Origin of the sequence: Janthinobacterium sp. ROICE36 (assembly GCF_002869965.1) — a bacterium.
Classification (GTDB): domain Bacteria; phylum Pseudomonadota; class Gammaproteobacteria; order Burkholderiales; family Burkholderiaceae_D; genus Janthinobacterium.
In genome coordinates this window covers 25,223-40,688 of record NZ_PEBS01000032.1, presented here as the reverse complement: position 1 = coordinate 40,688, position 15,466 = coordinate 25,223, and the positions used below count along the sequence as shown (strand labels likewise).

Here is a 15,466-nt window from a genome sequence, read left to right as displayed (position 1 = left end):
GGTGCGTTTGGCTGGCTGGATGGCAGGATCAGGCTTTGTTCGTGATGAAGTCCGGCGGTGGCGGCATGCCGGGCGAGACGGTCAGTACTTCATAACCGGTTTCCGTCACCAGCACCGTGTGCTCCCATTGCGCCGAGTGGCTGCGGTCCTTGGTCTTGATGGTCCAGCCATCGTTCATTTCGCGGATCTCGCGGCGGCCGGCGTTGATCATCGGCTCGACCGTGAAGATCATGCCCGCATCCAAACGTTCCAGGGTGCCTGGTTTGCCGTAATGCAACACCTGCGGCTCTTCATGGAAGACCTTGCCGATGCCGTGGCCGCAGAATTCGCGCACCACGCTGTAACCGGCTTTTTCCGCGTGTTGCTGGATAGCATGGCCGATATCGCCCAGGTGGGCGCCCGGCTTGATCTGGTCGATTCCCAGCCACATGCATTCATAGGTGATTTCCGACAGGCGCTTGGCCAGGATGGTGGGCGTGCCAACCAGGAACGTGCGGCTGTTGTCGCCGTGGTAGCCATCCTTGATGACGGTGATGTCGAGGTTGACGGTGTCGCCGCTCTTGAGCACCTTGTCGCCCGGAATGCCATGACAGATGACATCGTTGACGGAGGTACAGATGGCTTTCGGGTAGGGCGTGTAGCCGGGTGGGCAATAGTTCAGCGGGGCAGGAATAGTGCCTTGTACATTGACCATGTATTCGTGACACAAGCGGTCCAGTTCGCCGGTCGTGACGCCGACCTTGACGAAGGGCGTGATGTAGTCAAGTACTTCGGCGCCGAGCTTGCCGGCAACGCGCATGCCTTCGATGTCGGCGGCGCTATTGATACGGATGGTGGGCATGGTGTAATTCGCAATCTGCAAGATAGTCGGCTGAAAAGCACGGGTGAAAAGCACAGACGAGTCCTGCGGTACGGGGAAAAGTCTGCATATATGTCGAAATTATAAACGAGGTGCCCTGAATCCGCCGCCTCCTTCCTATGGCCGGGCAGGGATTTGTGGGGAAATTGGGGTGAAGCGCCGCCGCGACCACGCCTTGCACCAGCGTGGTGCATCGGACGTCTCCGCAGGGCGGGCGATTTGCAGTGCGGACTTGATGCGGCGGTCATTTCGGTGTAGAATTCTGCGTTGCTTGAATTCTCTTTTGAGCAATGCAATAAAACAGTGTCTTTAATTTATATAAACACGCGAATCCGGTCGACAAGGGTGCCTGTATGGTGACTGATCGGATTCCAGACCCAACCCTGGAGTTAATAATGTCCGTAACAATGCGCGAAATGCTGGAAGCCGGTGTCCACTTTGGTCACCAAACCCGTTTTTGGAATCCAAAAATGGCACCGTTCATCTTCGGCCATCGCAACAAGATCCACATCATCAACCTGGAAAAAACCATGGCGATGTACCAGGACGCAATGAAGCACGTGCGTCAACTGGCTGCAAACCGTGGCACCATCCTGATGGTTGGCACCAAGCGTCAAGCTCGCGAAATCATCGCTGCTGAAGCACAACGTGCTGGCGTGCCTTTCGTTGATCAACGTTGGTTGGGCGGCATGCTGACCAACTTCAAAACGATCAAAACCTCGATCAAGCGTCTGAAAGACATGGAAGTCATGGTTGAAGACGGTTCGATCGAGAAGCTGTCGAAAAAAGAAGCGCTGATGTTCTCCCGCGAAATGATCAAGCTGCAAAAATCGATCGGCGGCATCAAGGACATGGGCGGCATTCCTGACGCAATCTTCGTTGTGGACGTCGGTTACCACAAAGGTGCGATCACCGAAGCAGCTAAACTGGGTATCCCGGTCATCGGCGTTGTCGATACCAACCACTCCCCAGAAGGCGTGAACTTCGTGATCCCAGGTAACGATGACTCGTCGAAAGCCATCATGTTGTACGCTCGCGGTGTTGCTGATGCAATCATCGAAGGCCGTGCAGCTGCCGGTAACGAAGTTGTTGAAATGGTTAAAGCAGCCGCTGGCGACGAATTCGTCGAAGTAAACGAACAGGCTTAATGGCCAGGCTATCGCGAGATAGCCGTTTGTAAGCACAGCAGTAAGGGAAAAGGGGTGGCAGCAGCTCCCCCTTTTTTTTAACAAAAAAACGATAGGCACCGCTGGCGAGGCATGCATGCCCGGCCGCGACTATCGACTCACCGAATCAGGAGAAACACATGGCAGCGATTACAGCAGCGATGGTAGGCGAATTGCGCGGCAAAACCGACGCACCAATGATGGAATGCAAAAAAGCACTGACCGAAGCCGAAGGCGACATGGCGCGTGCGGAAGAGATCCTGCGCGTCAAACTGGGCGGCAAGGCATCGAAAGCATCGGCACGCATCACCGCTGAAGGCGTTGTGGCAACCTACATCGCCAATGGCGTAGGTGCCCTGGTCGAAGTGAACTCGGAAACCGACTTCGTTGCGAAAAATGACGATTTCCTGGCACTGGCCAACAACGCTGCCCGTCTGGTAGCGGAACACAACCCGGCTGACGTCGCTGCCCTGCTGGCCCTGCCACTCGATGGCAAGACCCTGGACGACGTGCGCGCTGCCCTGATCGGCAAAATCGGCGAAAACATGACCATCCGCCGCTTCCAGCGTTTCGAAACCAGCAACAAGCTGGCGTCGTACCTGCACGGCGCGCGCATCGGCGTGATCGTCGAATTCGACGGTGCCGATGAGCAAGTCGGCAAAGACGTGGCCATGCACATCGCTGCCATGAAGCCAGTGTCGCTGTCGTCGAACGAAGTTCCTGCGGAACTGATCGAAAAAGAGCGTTCGGTTGCACAACTGAAAGCCGAAGAAGACGCAGTCAAAGCAGCCGCCGAAGGCAAGCCGGCGCAATCGCCGGAAATCCTGGCCAAGCGCCTGGAAGGTTCCGTACAGAAGTTCCTGAAAGAAGTATCGCTGCTGAACCAGGATTTCGTGAAAAACGACAAGCTGTCGGTTGAGCAAATGCTGAAGGCGGCTAACACCAGCGTCAAAGGTTTTGCCATGTACGTGGTAGGCGAGGGCATCGAGAAGAAGCAAGACGACTTCGCAGCAGAAGTCGCAGCACAGATGGCTGCCTCCCAGGGAGCGTAAGTAAAGCGGGCCGAGAGGCCCGTTTTTTTGGCCCGCCCGCACCTGTCGTGCCGGGCGGCGGCATGGGCAGCTACGCGCGCCTATCCGGCGCTGCAAGGCGCTGCGCCATGTCATACTCGAATAACCTCATTTATGGAGCCCCAGCTCATGTCAAAACCAGCCTACAAGCGCGTCCTCCTCAAGTTGTCCGGCGAAGCCCTGATGGGCGATGATCCCTATGGCATCAACCGCGCCACGATCGAGCGCATGGTGGCCGATGTGGCCGAGGTGGCGAAGTTGGGTGTGGAACTGGCAATCGTGATTGGCGGCGGCAATATCTTCCGCGGCGTTGCGCCTGGCGCGCAAGGCATGGACCGTGCCACCGCCGACTACATGGGCATGCTTGCCACCGTGATGAATGCACTGGCCCTGGCCGATGCGATGCGCCACGTCGGCATCGTCGCGCGCGTCATGTCGGCCATCGGCATCGAGCAAGTTGTCGAGCCATACGTTCGTCCGAAAGCCCTGCAATACCTGGAAGAAGGCAAAGTGGTTGTCTTCGCCGCCGGCACCGGCAATCCGTTCTTCACCACCGATACGGCAGCCGCCCTGCGCGGTTCCGAGATCAGTGCCGAGATCGTCCTGAAGGCCACCAAGGTCGACGGCGTCTACACGGCCGATCCGAAGAAGGATCCGAACGCCACCCTGTTCCACACGATTACGTTCGACGAGGCCATCGCCAAGCACCTGCAAGTGATGGATGCCACCGCATTCGCCCTGTGCCGCGACCAGAAACTGCCAATTAAAGTGTTTTCGATCACCAAGCCAGGCGCGCTGATGCGCGTGATCATGGGCGAAGATGAGGGCACGCTGGTCCACGTATAGAAATAAGGAGCACCGAGAAACCGTCCATGGCTGCGTTGCAGCGCCTCGCCGTACCTCAAGTACTGTCTTCGGCGCTGCGCCTGGCCCTGAACGGTTTTCGGCACTCCCGACTGAGCTAGTGTTTTCATCGCAAGCGCAGTAGAAATATTCATTATTATCAAGACAAGGAGTAGAGTAATGTCCTTAGCTGACGTTAAAAAGAACACCCAGGAACGCATGACGAAGTCGCTGGAAACACTGCGGGCCGACCTGGCCAAAGTGCGTACCGGCCGCGCCCATACGGGTATCCTGGACCACGTGATGGTCGATTACTACGGTTCGCCGACGGCGCTGACCCAGGTCGCCAACGTGACCCTGATCGACGCGCGCACCATCGGTGTGCAGCCGTACGAAAAAAAGATGGCCAACACCATCGAAAAAGCCATCCGCGACGCCGACCTGGGTTTGAATCCATCGGCGCAGGGTGACCTGATCCGCGTCCCGACGCCGCCGCTGACGGAAGAGCGTCGCAAGGAAATGGTCAAGCTGGTCAAGACCGAAGCGGAAGACGCAAAGATTGCCGTGCGTAACATTCGCCGCGATGCGAACGAGTCGCTGAAGAAACTGGTCAAGGAAAAAGCCTGCTCCGAGGACGATGAGCGCCGCTCGTCGGAAGAAGTGCAGAAGCTGACGGACAAGTTTATTGCCGACATAGACAAGATGGTGGTCGACAAAGAAAAAGAAGTGCTGACGGTCTAGTTTTCAGTCCTTTGACGCTGCCCGGGAAAGCATGGCTTTTCCGGGCAGTGCTATTTGGCGCATAATAGTTATCTTTTATTTTTGGTATTCGTGTTTTCATGATCTATTCGAGTTCGACAACGGCAGTACCTGAGGTGGGCACAGTGCCGCGCCATGTGGCAATCATTATGGATGGCAATGGCCGCTGGGCAACCAAACGCTTCCTGCCGCGCGTGGCTGGCCACGTCAAGGGCGCCGACGCCGTGCGCGGTGTCGTCGAGACCTGCCTCGAACGGGGCGTCGAATATCTGACCCTGTTTGCCTTCAGCTCGGAAAACTGGCGCCGCCCGGAAGAAGAAGTGTCGATGCTGATGCGCCTGTTCGTCACCATGCTGGAACGCGAAGTGGTCAAGATGCATGCCAACGACATCCGCTTGAAAGTGGTGGGCGACCTGTCGCGCTTCAACGACCAGCTGCAAACCTTGATCGCCAATGCGCAACGCAAGACGGCGCGCAACACGCGTCTGACGGTGACGATCTGCGCCAATTACGGCGGCCGCTGGGACATCATGCAGGCAGTCAACAAAATGACGGTCGAGGCTGCCGCCAACGGCCAGCCTGCCGGACAGGCTTACACGGAAGAGCAACTGGCGCCGCACCTGGCCATGGCCTATGCGCCCGAGCCTGACCTGTTCATCCGCACGGGCGGCGAGCAGCGCATTTCCAATTTCCTGCTGTGGCAACTGGCGTACACTGAGCTGTTTTTTACCGAGACTTTCTGGCCCGACTTCAATGACGAGTGCCTCGACGCGGCAATCGCGTCTTACCAGCAGCGCGAACGGCGCTTTGGCCGTACCAGCGCGCAATTAACTGAAAAGACAAACTGATGCTGAAAACACGGATAATCACCGCCCTGGTCCTCTTGGCGGTCTTGCTGCCGGTTCTGTATCTGAATTATTTCCCCGCCTTCGCCGTGATCGCCACGGCGTTCTTCGGCGCCGCCGTCTGGGAAAGCTTCCGCATTTTTAAAAATCGCCAGGCGCTCTTGATTGCTGCCGTCTGGACTGCCGCCTTCGCGTATACGTTTTTTGTCGCTAACGGCATGGCGCAGCTCAATTTCTGGTTTGCCTTGTGCGTGGCCATCTGGCTGATCCGCTTCGTGCCCTCGCTGGCGACGGGCTTGCCGCCCACCGAAGGCCTGGGCAATACCTTGCTCAGCCTGGTGTACCCGGTGACCATCGTCGGTTGCTTCGTCGCCATCATCGCCTTGTTCCTGCATAGCCCTTTGTACCTGCTGTCCGTCATGGCGCTGGTATGGATCGCCGATATCGGCGCGTATTTCTCGGGCAAGGCTTTCGGCAAGCGCAAGCTGGCGCCCAGTATTTCTCCTGGGAAATCCTGGGAAGGTGCCATCGGCGGCGGCATCGCCGTGCTGCTCATCGCCGCCATCACCATCGTTGCCGCGCCATCGCTGCCGGTGCTGCAAGACACCTTCGCCGTGCAGCTGCAATTGCGCCGTGGCTGGTTGGTGGCCGTGCTGGTGCTGTTGCTGATCGTCGCGGCCAGCATCGTCGGCGACTTGTTCGAATCGCAATTGAAGCGCCGCGCCGGCATCAAGGACAGCAGCAAGCTGCTGCCCGGCCATGGCGGCGTACTCGACCGTATCGACGCGCTGATTCCGGTCCTGCCATTTGCCGCCCTCGTGGCCAGCTGGCTTTAAGGAAACTCATGCAATACATCACCATCCTTGGCGCGACCGGCTCGATCGGCGTGTCCACCCTGGACGTGCTCGCGCGTCATCCCGAGCAATACAGCGTGTATGCGCTGAGCGCGCACAGCCGCGTGGCCGAACTGGCCGCGCAGTGCTTGCAGTTCCGTCCGCAGCGCGCCGTCGTCGGCACGGCAGATGCCGCCCTTGAACTGACGCGTTTGCTGCGCGGGCAGGGCGTTGCTACGCAAGTCGAGTACGGCGTGGAGGCCCTGTGCGCCATCGCCAGCGCACCGCAAGTGACGGGCGTGATGGCGGCCATCGTGGGCGCGGCCGGCCTGGCGCCGACCCTGGCAGCGGCACGTGCTGGCAAGAAAGTATTGCTGGCCAATAAAGAAGCGCTGGTCATGTCTGGCCAGTTGTTCATCGATGCCGTGTACGATAACGGCGCCGTGCTGCTGCCCATCGATAGCGAGCATAACGCCATCTTCCAATGCATGCCGCATGCGCATGGCCGCACGCCAGGTGCCGCAGGCGTGGCGAAAATCGTGCTGACGGCGTCCGGCGGCCCCTTCCTTACGCGCGATGTCGAGACGCTCGACACGGTCACGCCGGACCAGGCGTGCAAGCATCCGACCTGGGCCATGGGGCGCAAGATTTCCGTCGATTCGGCCACCATGATGAACAAGGGCCTGGAAGTGATCGAAGCGCACTGGCTGTTCGGCGCGCCGGCCGAGCAGATCGAAGTGCTGATTCATCCGCAAAGCGTGATTCATTCGATGGTGTCGTATGTCGACGGTTCCGTGCTGGCCCAACTGGGCAACCCGGACATGCGTACGCCGATCGCGCATGCGCTGGCCTATCCGCAGCGTATCGCTTCCGGCGTGGCGCAGCTTGATTTGGCGCAAGTGGCCACCCTGCATTTCGAACGTCCCGATTTCCGTCGTTTCCCCTGTCTGGCGCTGGCCTTCGACGCCTTGCGCGCGGGCGGCACGGCGCCAGCCTTGCTGAACGCGGCCAATGAAGTGGCCGTGCAAGCCTTCCTCGATGAGCAGATCGGCTTCCGCCAGATCGACCGCGTCATCGCGCATGTGATCGAGACGGTGCCGCATGGCGCCGCCTCCAGCATCGAGGCCGTGATGGAGCAGGATCGCCTGGCCCGCGTGGCCGCGCACGCGTATATCGCACTAAGGCTGGCCGCATGACCTTGATTACCACCTTGCTGGCCTTTATCGTCGCGCTCGGTTCCCTGGTTACCCTGCACGAGCTGGGTCACTATCTGGTGGCGCGCTGGTGCGGCGTGAAAGTGCTGCGTTTCTCGATTGGCATGGGAAAAGTAGTGTATTCGCGCAAGTTCGGCAAGGACCAGACGGAATGGGCGATTTCCGCGCTGCCGCTGGGCGGCTATGTCAGCATGCTCGACAGCCGCGCGCAAGACCTCAGCGACTTGCCGGAAAGCGAATTGCGCCGTGAATTCACGCGCCAGAGCGTGTGGCGCCGCATTGTCATCGTGGCCGCCGGCCCGCTGGCCAATTTCCTCGTCGCCATCGTGCTGTACGCGGGTCTGTTCATGCATGGCATCGAAGAGCCGTCGAGCAAGCTCGGTCCCGTGGCCGAGCAGACGGCCGCCTATGCGGCTGGCTTGCGCAGCGGCGATACGGTTGAAACGGTGAATGGCAAGGCCGTGGCCAGCTGGTCCGAGCTGCGCTGGGAACTGATTCAGGCCACCCTCGACAAGCAGCCGGCGCGCATCGAAGTGCACCGTCCCGACCGTGGGCAGCAGGAAGCGAACCTGCCGACGGCCAGCCTGACGGAAACGGATCTGGAAGGCGACGTGCTGGGCAAGCTGGGCCTGACCCTGGCCCGTTCCGCGCCCACCCTGATGGAAATCATGCCTGGTGGCGCCGCCGCGCGCGCCGGCCTGCAGAAAAACGACCAGATTCTGGCCATCGACGAACAGCCCGTGCATGAGGTGGCGGTCGTCATCGCCACCCTGAGCCAGGCGCCAGGCCGGACCTTGCAATTGCAACTCTTGCGCCAGGGTCAGGACCTGACCTTGCCCATTACGCCGGATGCCGTGCCGGGCGCCGGGACAGAGGGAGCTGTAACAGTTGGTAAGATCCAGGCAAAGCTGGGGCAGGTGCCGGATATGATCACCGTGGCCTCCGGACCGTTCTCTGCCGTGGGCAAGGCGTCCGCCAAAGTCTGGGATACCAGTGTCATGAGCCTGAAAATGCTGGGTAAAATGATCACCGGCCAGGTCTCGCTGAAGAATGTGACGGGGCCCATTACCATCGCCGATTACGCGGGCCAGACGGCGCGCATCGGCCTGGTAAGCTACCTGAGCTTCATCGCCTTCATCAGTATCAGTCTGGGCGTGATGAATTTGCTACCCATTCCTGTTCTGGATGGCGGGCATTTGCTGTATTATTCGCTGGAAGTTTTGACCGGACGCCCCTTGCCGGAGCGCGTAGGCGAGATTGCCCAGCGCCTGGGGATCGGTTTGTTGCTGACCTTGATGGTGCTTGCCGTCTTTAATGACGTGTTGCGATTGCTTAATTAGGGCGGTGGTTGATGCCATTGCGTGAGTCGCACAAGCAATCTTTTGTGTATGTTGTCCATTGATTTACCCATTGAATAACCCCAATGAAATTACATTCTGCTCGTTTTGCCTTGCCTTCCTTTCGTCGCAGCCTGATCGGCGCTGCCGTCATGGCCTTGTGTGCCGGCCATGCGCTGGCCGTCCAGCCATTTACTGTCAAGGATATCCGGGTCGAAGGGATCCAGCGTACTGAAGCGGGTACTGTTTTCAGCTACCTGCCAGTGCGCGTCGGCGAAACGTTCTCCGACGAGAAGAGTATCGCCGCCATCAAAGCCTTGTACGCGACGGGTTTTTTCAAGGATGTACGCCTGGAAGTCGATGGCGACGTACTGGTGGTGCTGGTCGAGGAGCGCCCGGCCATCGCTGCCGTGGAATTCACGGGCACCAAGGAATTTGAGAAAGATGTGCTGGTCAAGGCATTGAAGGAAATCGGCGTGGGCGAAGCCAAGATTTTCGACAAGGCTTCGGTCGACCGCGCGGAACAGGAGCTCAAGCGCCAGTATCTGTCGCATGGCCTGTACGGCGTGAAGATCACCACCACCGTCACGCCGATCGAGCGTAACCGCGTCAACGTGGTGTTCGCCGTCGACGAGGGCGACGTGGCCCGCATCAAGCAGATCAACATCGTCGGCAACAAGGCCTTCAGCGACAAGGAGCTGCGCGAACAACTGGCCCTGAACACGGGCGGCTGGTTCAGCTGGTACACCAAAGCCGATCAGTATTCGAAGACCAAGCTGACGGGCGACATCGAGTCGCTCAAGTCCTACTACCTGGACCGCGGCTATATCGAGATGCAGGTCGACTCCACGCAAGTGTCGATCACGCCCGATAAAAAAGACATCTACCTGACGATCAATATCACGGAAGGTGAAAAGTACAAAATCGCCGGCACCAAATTCGAAGGCGAGATGTTCGGCCGCGAAGAAGAACTGAAGGCCCTGAATCTGATGCGCGAAGGTGAAATTTACTCTGGCGCGCGCCTGACGGCCACGAATAAACGCATCCAGGACCGCCTGGCCACGTTCGGCTATGCTTTCGCCAACGTTAACGCCAACCCGGAAATCAACCGTGAAAAGCATGAAGTAGGTTTTACTTTCTTCATCGATCCGGGCAAGCGCGTGTACGTGCGCCACATGAATATCGCCGGCAACACCACCACGCGCGATGAAGTCATTCGCCGCGAATTCCGCCAGTTCGAATCGTCCTGGTATGACAGCAACAAGATCAAGCTGTCGCGCGACCGCGTCGACCGCCTGGGCTACTTCAAGGATGTGACCATCGATACGCCCGAAGCGCAGGGCTCGACCGACCAGGTTGACGTCAACGTGACGGTGGTGGAAAAACCAACGGGTAACTTCCTGATCGGTGGCGCCTTCTCGCAATCGGAGAAGTTCACCCTGTCGGCATCGATTTCGCAGGCCAACTTCGCCGGTAGCGGCAACACGGTCGGCATCGAACTCAATACCAGCCATTACAGCCGCACGATCGCGTTTTCGCAAACTAATCCGTACTTTACGGACGATGGCATTTCGCGCAGCTTTGAAGTTTACCTGCGTACGACGGAACCGCCCGCGCTGAACATCGGCAGCTACAAGATCAAGCAAACCGGTGGCCGTGTCAGTTTTGGCGTGCCGTTCTCGGAAGTCGATACTGTCTTCTTCGGCATCGGCGCCGAGCGCTCGCGCATCGAAACCGACATCACCAGCCCGGTCCGCTTCAAGCAGTATGTGATCGACAATGGCGGTCCGTCGGACGGTATCGGTTCGGCCACCACGAACTCCATCCCGCTGACGGCGGCATGGCAACGCGACAGCCGCGACAGCGCCCTGACGCCATCGATCGGCCGCTACCAGCGCATCAACCTGGAGGCTGACGTGATTGGCGACCAGAAATACTTCCGTGCCATCTATGAACACCAGTATTTCCGTCCGTTGTTCAGCAAGGTCACCCTGGCGCTCAAGGGCGAGCTCGATTATGGCCACGGCATCGGCAAGCACGTGTATCCGGTCTTCAAGAACTTCTACGGTGGCGGTATCGGCTCGGTGCGCGGCTACCTGAGTTCCTCGCTGGGCGCGGTCGAGCCGAGCACCAACGATGCGCTGGGCGGCGCTTCGCGCCTGATCGGTAACGCGGAACTGCAGATGCCATTCCCCGGTTCGGGCAATGACCGCAGCTTGCGCTGGTTCGGTTTCCTTGACGGCGGTCAAGTCTACCAGGAAGGCGAAAAAATGCGGATCTCGCAATTGCGCTATTCTGCTGGCTTGGGCATCAGCTGGATTTCGCCGGTGGGCCCGCTCAAGCTGAGCTATGCCAAACCGCTGAACGCCAAGCCGACGGACCGCCTGGAGCGCTTCCAGTTCCAGATGGGCACCGGTTTCTAAGCGCCCATCTGAACCGGGGCGACAGCTTTTACCTTTTGACCATGGAGTATCATGAACACCGCATCCGCTACCCTGCCCAAGTCCCTTGCCGTGATCGCATTGTGCTGGAGTTCGCTGTTGCCGGTGCAGGCGCAGGCTCAGGATTCGAAGATCGCCTGGATCAGCAGCGAACGTATTTATAACGAATCGAGGCTGGCCAAGGCGGCCAGCGCCAAGCTGGCTGAAGAGTTCCGCTCGCGCGAAAAAGCCGTGCAGGAACTGGCCAGCCGCTTCAAGGTGGCCAACGAAGCCCTGGAAAAGGATATGCCGACCCTGAGCGAGGCCGAGCGCGCCAAGCGCCAGCGCGAGTTTTTCGAGCTGGACAAGGAGCTGCAACGCCGTCAGCGTGAATTTCGCGAAGACTTGAGCCAGCGCACGAACGAAGAGCGCAGCGCCATCGCGGAAAAAGCCAACACCATCATCCAGCAGATGGCGCATATCGAAGGATATGACATCGTGCTGCAGGAAGCCCTGTGGGCCAGCCCGCGCATCGACATTACCGACAAGGTCTTGAAGGCGCTGGACAAGTAACAGTAACAAAATAAGGGTTATCAAGATGGGCACTCGACTAGGAGATTTGGTCGAACGCTTCGGTGGACAGTTGGCGGGCGAGCCCAACCTGGAAGTCACAGGGATCGCACCGCTGGCCGATGCCGGCGCTTCGCACATCAGTTTTCTCAGTAATAGCAAATTGCGCGCACAGGCGGCGCAGAGCGGCGCTGCCGCGCTGATTCTTACGCCGGCTGACAATGCGCTGATCGGTGCCGAGTACGCCGGTGCGCGCATCGTCACTCCGAATCCCTATGTCTATTTTGCGCGCGCGGCGCAGTATTTCGCCGCCCTGCATGAGATCAAGGCACCGATGGGCATCCATCCGAGCGCCTTTGTCGACGCCAGCGCGCAGGTCGATGCCAGCGCCTCTGTCGGCGTGCATGCGGTGATCGAAGCGGGCGCCGTCATTGGCGCCGGCTGCGTCATCGGTCCTGGCTGCGTGGTGGGGCGCGATGCCGTCATCGGCGCGGGCACCCAGCTGCTCGCCAACGTGACCTTCCACGCGCGCTGCGTGATCGGCCAGCGCGGCATCATCCATTCGGGCGCCGTGATCGGCACCGACGGCTTCGGCTTCGCCAACGAAGGTGGCGTGTACATCAAGATTCCGCAGACGGGCAGGGTGGTGATCGGTGACGATGTCGATATCGGCGCCAATACCACCATCGACCGTGGCGCACTGGCCGACACCATCATCGAAGATGGCGTCAAGCTCGATAACCAGATCCAGATCGGCCACAACTGCCATATCGGCGCGCATACGGCCATGGCCGGCTGCGTCGGCGTGGCCGGCAGCGCCATCATCGGCAAGTACTGCACCTTTGGCGGCGCCGCCATGGTGCTCGGTCATTTGACGATCGCCGACCGCGTCCATGTCGGCTCGGGCAGCATGGTCTCGCGCTCGATCGCGGAAGCAGGCCAGTACACGGGTTTTTATCCGCTGGCCAAGAACGCCGATTGGGAAAAGAGCGCCGCCATCGTGCGCAACCTGTCAAGCATGCGCGAGAAGATACGCGCGCTTGAAAAAACAATTAAAACACTGACCACGCAAGACGAAAAATGACTACTGAAAAAAAGACCCTCGACATCCTCGCCATCAAATCGCTGCTGCCGCACCGCTACCCGTTGCTGCTGGTTGACCGCGTGCTGGACTGGGAAGCCAACAAAACCATCACCGCCATCAAGAACGTGACGGTCAACGAAGAGTTCTTCCAGGGGCATTTCCCGCACAAACCGGTCATGCCCGGCGTGCTGATGATCGAAGCGCTGGCGCAAACGGCGGCCTTGCTGTCGTTCCTGTCAATGGGCGTCAAGCCCGACGAAAATTCGGTCGTGTACTTTGTCGGCATCGACAATGCCCGCTTCAAGCGTCCTGTCGAACCGGGCGACCAGCTGAAGATGGACGTGGAAATCCTGCGCGTCTCGCGCGGCATCTGGAAGTACAAGGCCGTCGGCTCGGTCGACGGCAAAGTGGCGCTGGAAGCGGAATTGATGTGCACCATCCGCAGTGCGCAGGATGCGAGCCAGTCTGCGAGCCAACCAGCGGGGCAGTGATGGCGGACATCCACTATACGGCAGTGATCGACCCGAAGGCTGAGCTCGACAGCTCGGTCGAGGTGGGTCCGTACACCATCATCGGTCCGCACGTGCGCATCGGCGCTGGCACCAGGGTCGGCCCGCACGTGGTCATCGATGGCCACACGACGATCGGCAGCGACAACCACCTGTTTCAGTTTTCTTCCATCGGCGCGCAGCCGCAGGATAAAAAATGGGCGGGCGAGGCGACGCGCCTGGAAATCGGCGATCGCAACACCATCCGCGAATTCTGCACCTTCAACACGGGCACCGTGCAGGGTGGTGGCGTGACGCGTCTGGGCAATGACAACTGGATCTCGGCGTATGTGCACCTGGCGCACGACTGCCAGGTGGGCAACAACACGATTTTCTCGAACAACGCCCAGTTGGCGGGCCACGTGGAGATCGGCGACTGGGTCATCATGAGCGGCTTCGCCAATGTGCACCAGTTCTGCAAGATCGGCGCGCACGCCTTTGTCGGCATGAGCACCAGCCTGACGCAGGACGTGCCGCCTTTCGTCCTGCTGAATGGCAATCCGGCGCAGGCGCATGGCGTCAATATCGAAGGCCTGAAACGCCGCGGCTTTACGCGCGAGCAGATCAACGGCATCCGCACCGCGTATAAACTCATCTACCGCTCGGGACTGACCCTGGAAGAATCCAAGGCAGCCCTGTTCGAAGAAGAAGCGGCATCGTCGCCCGAGGTGGCGCAGCACATTCGCGCCATGCGCGAATTCCTTGGCGCGGCATTGCGTGGCATCGTCCGCTGACCAGACCAGCGGCCTGTCGGTCGCCATCGTCGCCGGCGAGGTGTCGGGCGACCTGCTGGCTAGCCGGCTGCTGTCCGGCCTGGTGCCGCAGCTACCCGGCGCGCGCTTCCACGGCATCGGTGGCGAGCACATGGCCAAAAAGGGTTTCGTCTCCGACTGGCCGCTCGACAAGCTGACGGTACGCGGCCTGTTCGAGATCATTCCCCGCTACCGCGAAATCAAGGGCATCCAGAACGCGCTGCGCGACCAGCTGCTGGCGGAGCGGCCCGCCGTCTTCATCGGCGCCGACTATCCCGGCTTCAACCTGGGACTGGAGCAGCAGCTGAAGGAGGGGGGCATTCCCACCGTGCATTACATCGGCCCGCAGATCTGGGCCTGGCGCGGTGGACGCATCAAGAAAATCATCAAGGCTGTCTCGCACATGCTGGTGATCTTCCCGTTCGAGGAAGAGATCTACCGCAAGGCGGGCGTGCCCGTCACCTATGTCGGCCATCCGCTGGCCGAAATGATTCCCCTGCAGCCGGACGAAGCGGCCGCGCGCAGCAATCTGGGCTTGCCCGAGGACGCCAACGTCGTGACCTTGATGCCGGGCAGTCGCATGGGTGAACTCAAATACAATGCGGTGGCCTTTGTGGCTGCCTGCAAGCTCCTGCTGGCGCGCGACCGTTCGCTGCGTTTCGTCGCGCCCATGGCCGGCGAGAAGCAGCGCCAGTATTTCCTGCAGCTGATTGCGGAAGCGGGTTTGCAGGACGTCGAGATATTGCTGACCGATGGCGGCTCGCACACGGCCATCTGCGCCGCCGATGCGGTGCTGGTGGCGTCCGGCACGGCGTCGCTGGAAGTGGCGTTGTACAAGAAACCCATGGTCATCGCCTACAAGATGATGCGCGCGTCGTGGGAAATCATGCGCCACATGGGCTACCAGCCGTGGATTGGTTTGCCCAATATCCTGGCGCGCGACTACCTGGTGCGCGAGTTGCTGCAAAACGCGGCCAACCCGCAGGCGCTGGCCGACGCCATGTGGCAGCAACTGAGTGACGTGCCCGGACGCCTGCGCCTGGTGCAGCGCTTCACGGACATGCACCACAGCCTGCTGCGCGACAGCGCGCGCGAAAGCGCCAACGCGGTCATGCAAGTCATCGCCGCCAACCGCAAGTAAGTCCCGGTCATCGCTTCAACTGCAT

At 59.9% G+C, this 15,466-nt stretch carries 15 protein-coding genes; 14 read left to right on the top strand and 1 reads right to left on the bottom strand.

Features of this window, described 5'->3' with window-relative positions; translation table 11 throughout:
- Positions 1 to 28: 28 nt before the first annotated feature.
- Complete coding sequence (map, locus tag CSZ94_RS14570; protein WP_102122171.1) at positions 29 to 841, bottom strand: type I methionyl aminopeptidase; 813 nt, start codon at positions 839 to 841, stop codon at positions 29 to 31.
- A 413-nt stretch (positions 842 to 1,254) separates the two neighbouring features.
- Here map and rpsB point away from each other — a divergent pair, with 413 nt between their 5' ends.
- The 14 genes from rpsB to lpxB all read left to right on the top strand — a co-directional run bounded on the left by rpsB (position 1,255) and on the right by lpxB (position 15,441).
- Positions 1,255 to 2,007, top strand: a complete 753-nt coding sequence (rpsB, locus tag CSZ94_RS14565; protein WP_071077760.1) for a 30S ribosomal protein S2 — start codon at positions 1,255 to 1,257, stop codon at positions 2,005 to 2,007.
- A 158-nt stretch (positions 2,008 to 2,165) separates the two neighbouring features.
- The gene (gene tsf, locus CSZ94_RS14560; RefSeq protein ID WP_102122157.1) at positions 2,166 to 3,077 is read left to right on the top strand and encodes a translation elongation factor Ts; all 912 of its coding nucleotides are present in this window, start codon (positions 2,166 to 2,168) and stop codon (positions 3,075 to 3,077) included.
- 147 nt (positions 3,078 to 3,224) lie between these two features.
- Positions 3,225 to 3,941, top strand: a complete 717-nt coding sequence (gene pyrH, locus CSZ94_RS14555) for a UMP kinase (RefSeq protein WP_102122156.1) — start codon at positions 3,225 to 3,227, stop codon at positions 3,939 to 3,941.
- A 177-nt stretch (positions 3,942 to 4,118) separates the two neighbouring features.
- Positions 4,119 to 4,679: a ribosome recycling factor gene (gene frr / locus CSZ94_RS14550; protein WP_102122155.1), complete on the top strand. Its 561-nt coding sequence runs from the start codon at positions 4,119 to 4,121 to the stop codon at positions 4,677 to 4,679.
- Between the two features lie 98 nt (positions 4,680 to 4,777).
- A complete protein-coding gene (gene uppS, locus CSZ94_RS14545) occupies positions 4,778 to 5,545 on the top strand; it encodes a polyprenyl diphosphate synthase (protein ID WP_102122154.1) in 768 nt (255 codons plus the stop codon).
- A complete protein-coding gene (locus CSZ94_RS14540) occupies positions 5,545 to 6,378 on the top strand; it encodes a phosphatidate cytidylyltransferase (RefSeq protein WP_102122153.1) in 834 nt (277 codons plus the stop codon). The genes uppS and CSZ94_RS14540 overlap by 1 nt, the downstream gene beginning before the upstream one ends.
- A gap of 8 nt (positions 6,379 to 6,386) precedes the next feature.
- Positions 6,387 to 7,571, top strand: coding sequence for a 1-deoxy-D-xylulose-5-phosphate reductoisomerase (gene ispC, locus CSZ94_RS14535; RefSeq protein WP_102122152.1), 1,185 nt, complete (start codon positions 6,387 to 6,389; stop codon positions 7,569 to 7,571).
- Positions 7,568 to 8,929 carry an RIP metalloprotease RseP gene (rseP, locus tag CSZ94_RS14530; RefSeq protein WP_102122151.1) on the top strand — a complete coding sequence of 454 codons (1,362 nt, stop codon included), beginning with the start codon at positions 7,568 to 7,570 and terminating at the stop codon, positions 8,927 to 8,929. Before ispC ends, rseP begins: the two co-directional genes overlap by 4 nt.
- Positions 8,930 to 9,012: 83 nt before the next feature.
- Entirely contained in the window at positions 9,013 to 11,349 is a 2,337-nt protein-coding gene (bamA, locus tag CSZ94_RS14525; protein ID WP_102122150.1) for an outer membrane protein assembly factor BamA, read from the top strand.
- 51 nt (positions 11,350 to 11,400) lie between these two features.
- Positions 11,401 to 11,919 carry an OmpH family outer membrane protein gene (locus tag CSZ94_RS14520; protein WP_102122149.1) on the top strand — a complete coding sequence of 173 codons (519 nt, stop codon included), beginning with the start codon at positions 11,401 to 11,403 and terminating at the stop codon, positions 11,917 to 11,919.
- Positions 11,920 to 11,944: 25 nt separating this feature from the next.
- A complete protein-coding gene (gene lpxD, locus CSZ94_RS14515; protein ID WP_102122148.1) occupies positions 11,945 to 13,000 on the top strand; it encodes a UDP-3-O-(3-hydroxymyristoyl)glucosamine N-acyltransferase in 1,056 nt (351 codons plus the stop codon).
- Complete coding sequence (gene fabZ, locus CSZ94_RS14510; RefSeq protein WP_071077748.1) at positions 12,997 to 13,491, top strand: 3-hydroxyacyl-ACP dehydratase FabZ; 495 nt, start codon at positions 12,997 to 12,999, stop codon at positions 13,489 to 13,491. The genes lpxD and fabZ overlap by 4 nt, the downstream gene beginning before the upstream one ends.
- The gene (lpxA, locus tag CSZ94_RS14505; RefSeq protein WP_102122147.1) at positions 13,491 to 14,282 is read left to right on the top strand and encodes an acyl-ACP--UDP-N-acetylglucosamine O-acyltransferase; all 792 of its coding nucleotides are present in this window, start codon (positions 13,491 to 13,493) and stop codon (positions 14,280 to 14,282) included. The genes fabZ and lpxA overlap by 1 nt, the downstream gene beginning before the upstream one ends.
- Positions 14,266 to 15,441 carry a lipid-A-disaccharide synthase gene (gene lpxB / locus CSZ94_RS14500; RefSeq protein ID WP_102122146.1) on the top strand — a complete coding sequence of 392 codons (1,176 nt, stop codon included), beginning with the start codon at positions 14,266 to 14,268 and terminating at the stop codon, positions 15,439 to 15,441. The genes lpxA and lpxB overlap by 17 nt, the downstream gene beginning before the upstream one ends.
- Positions 15,442 to 15,466: the final 25 nt, after the last annotated feature.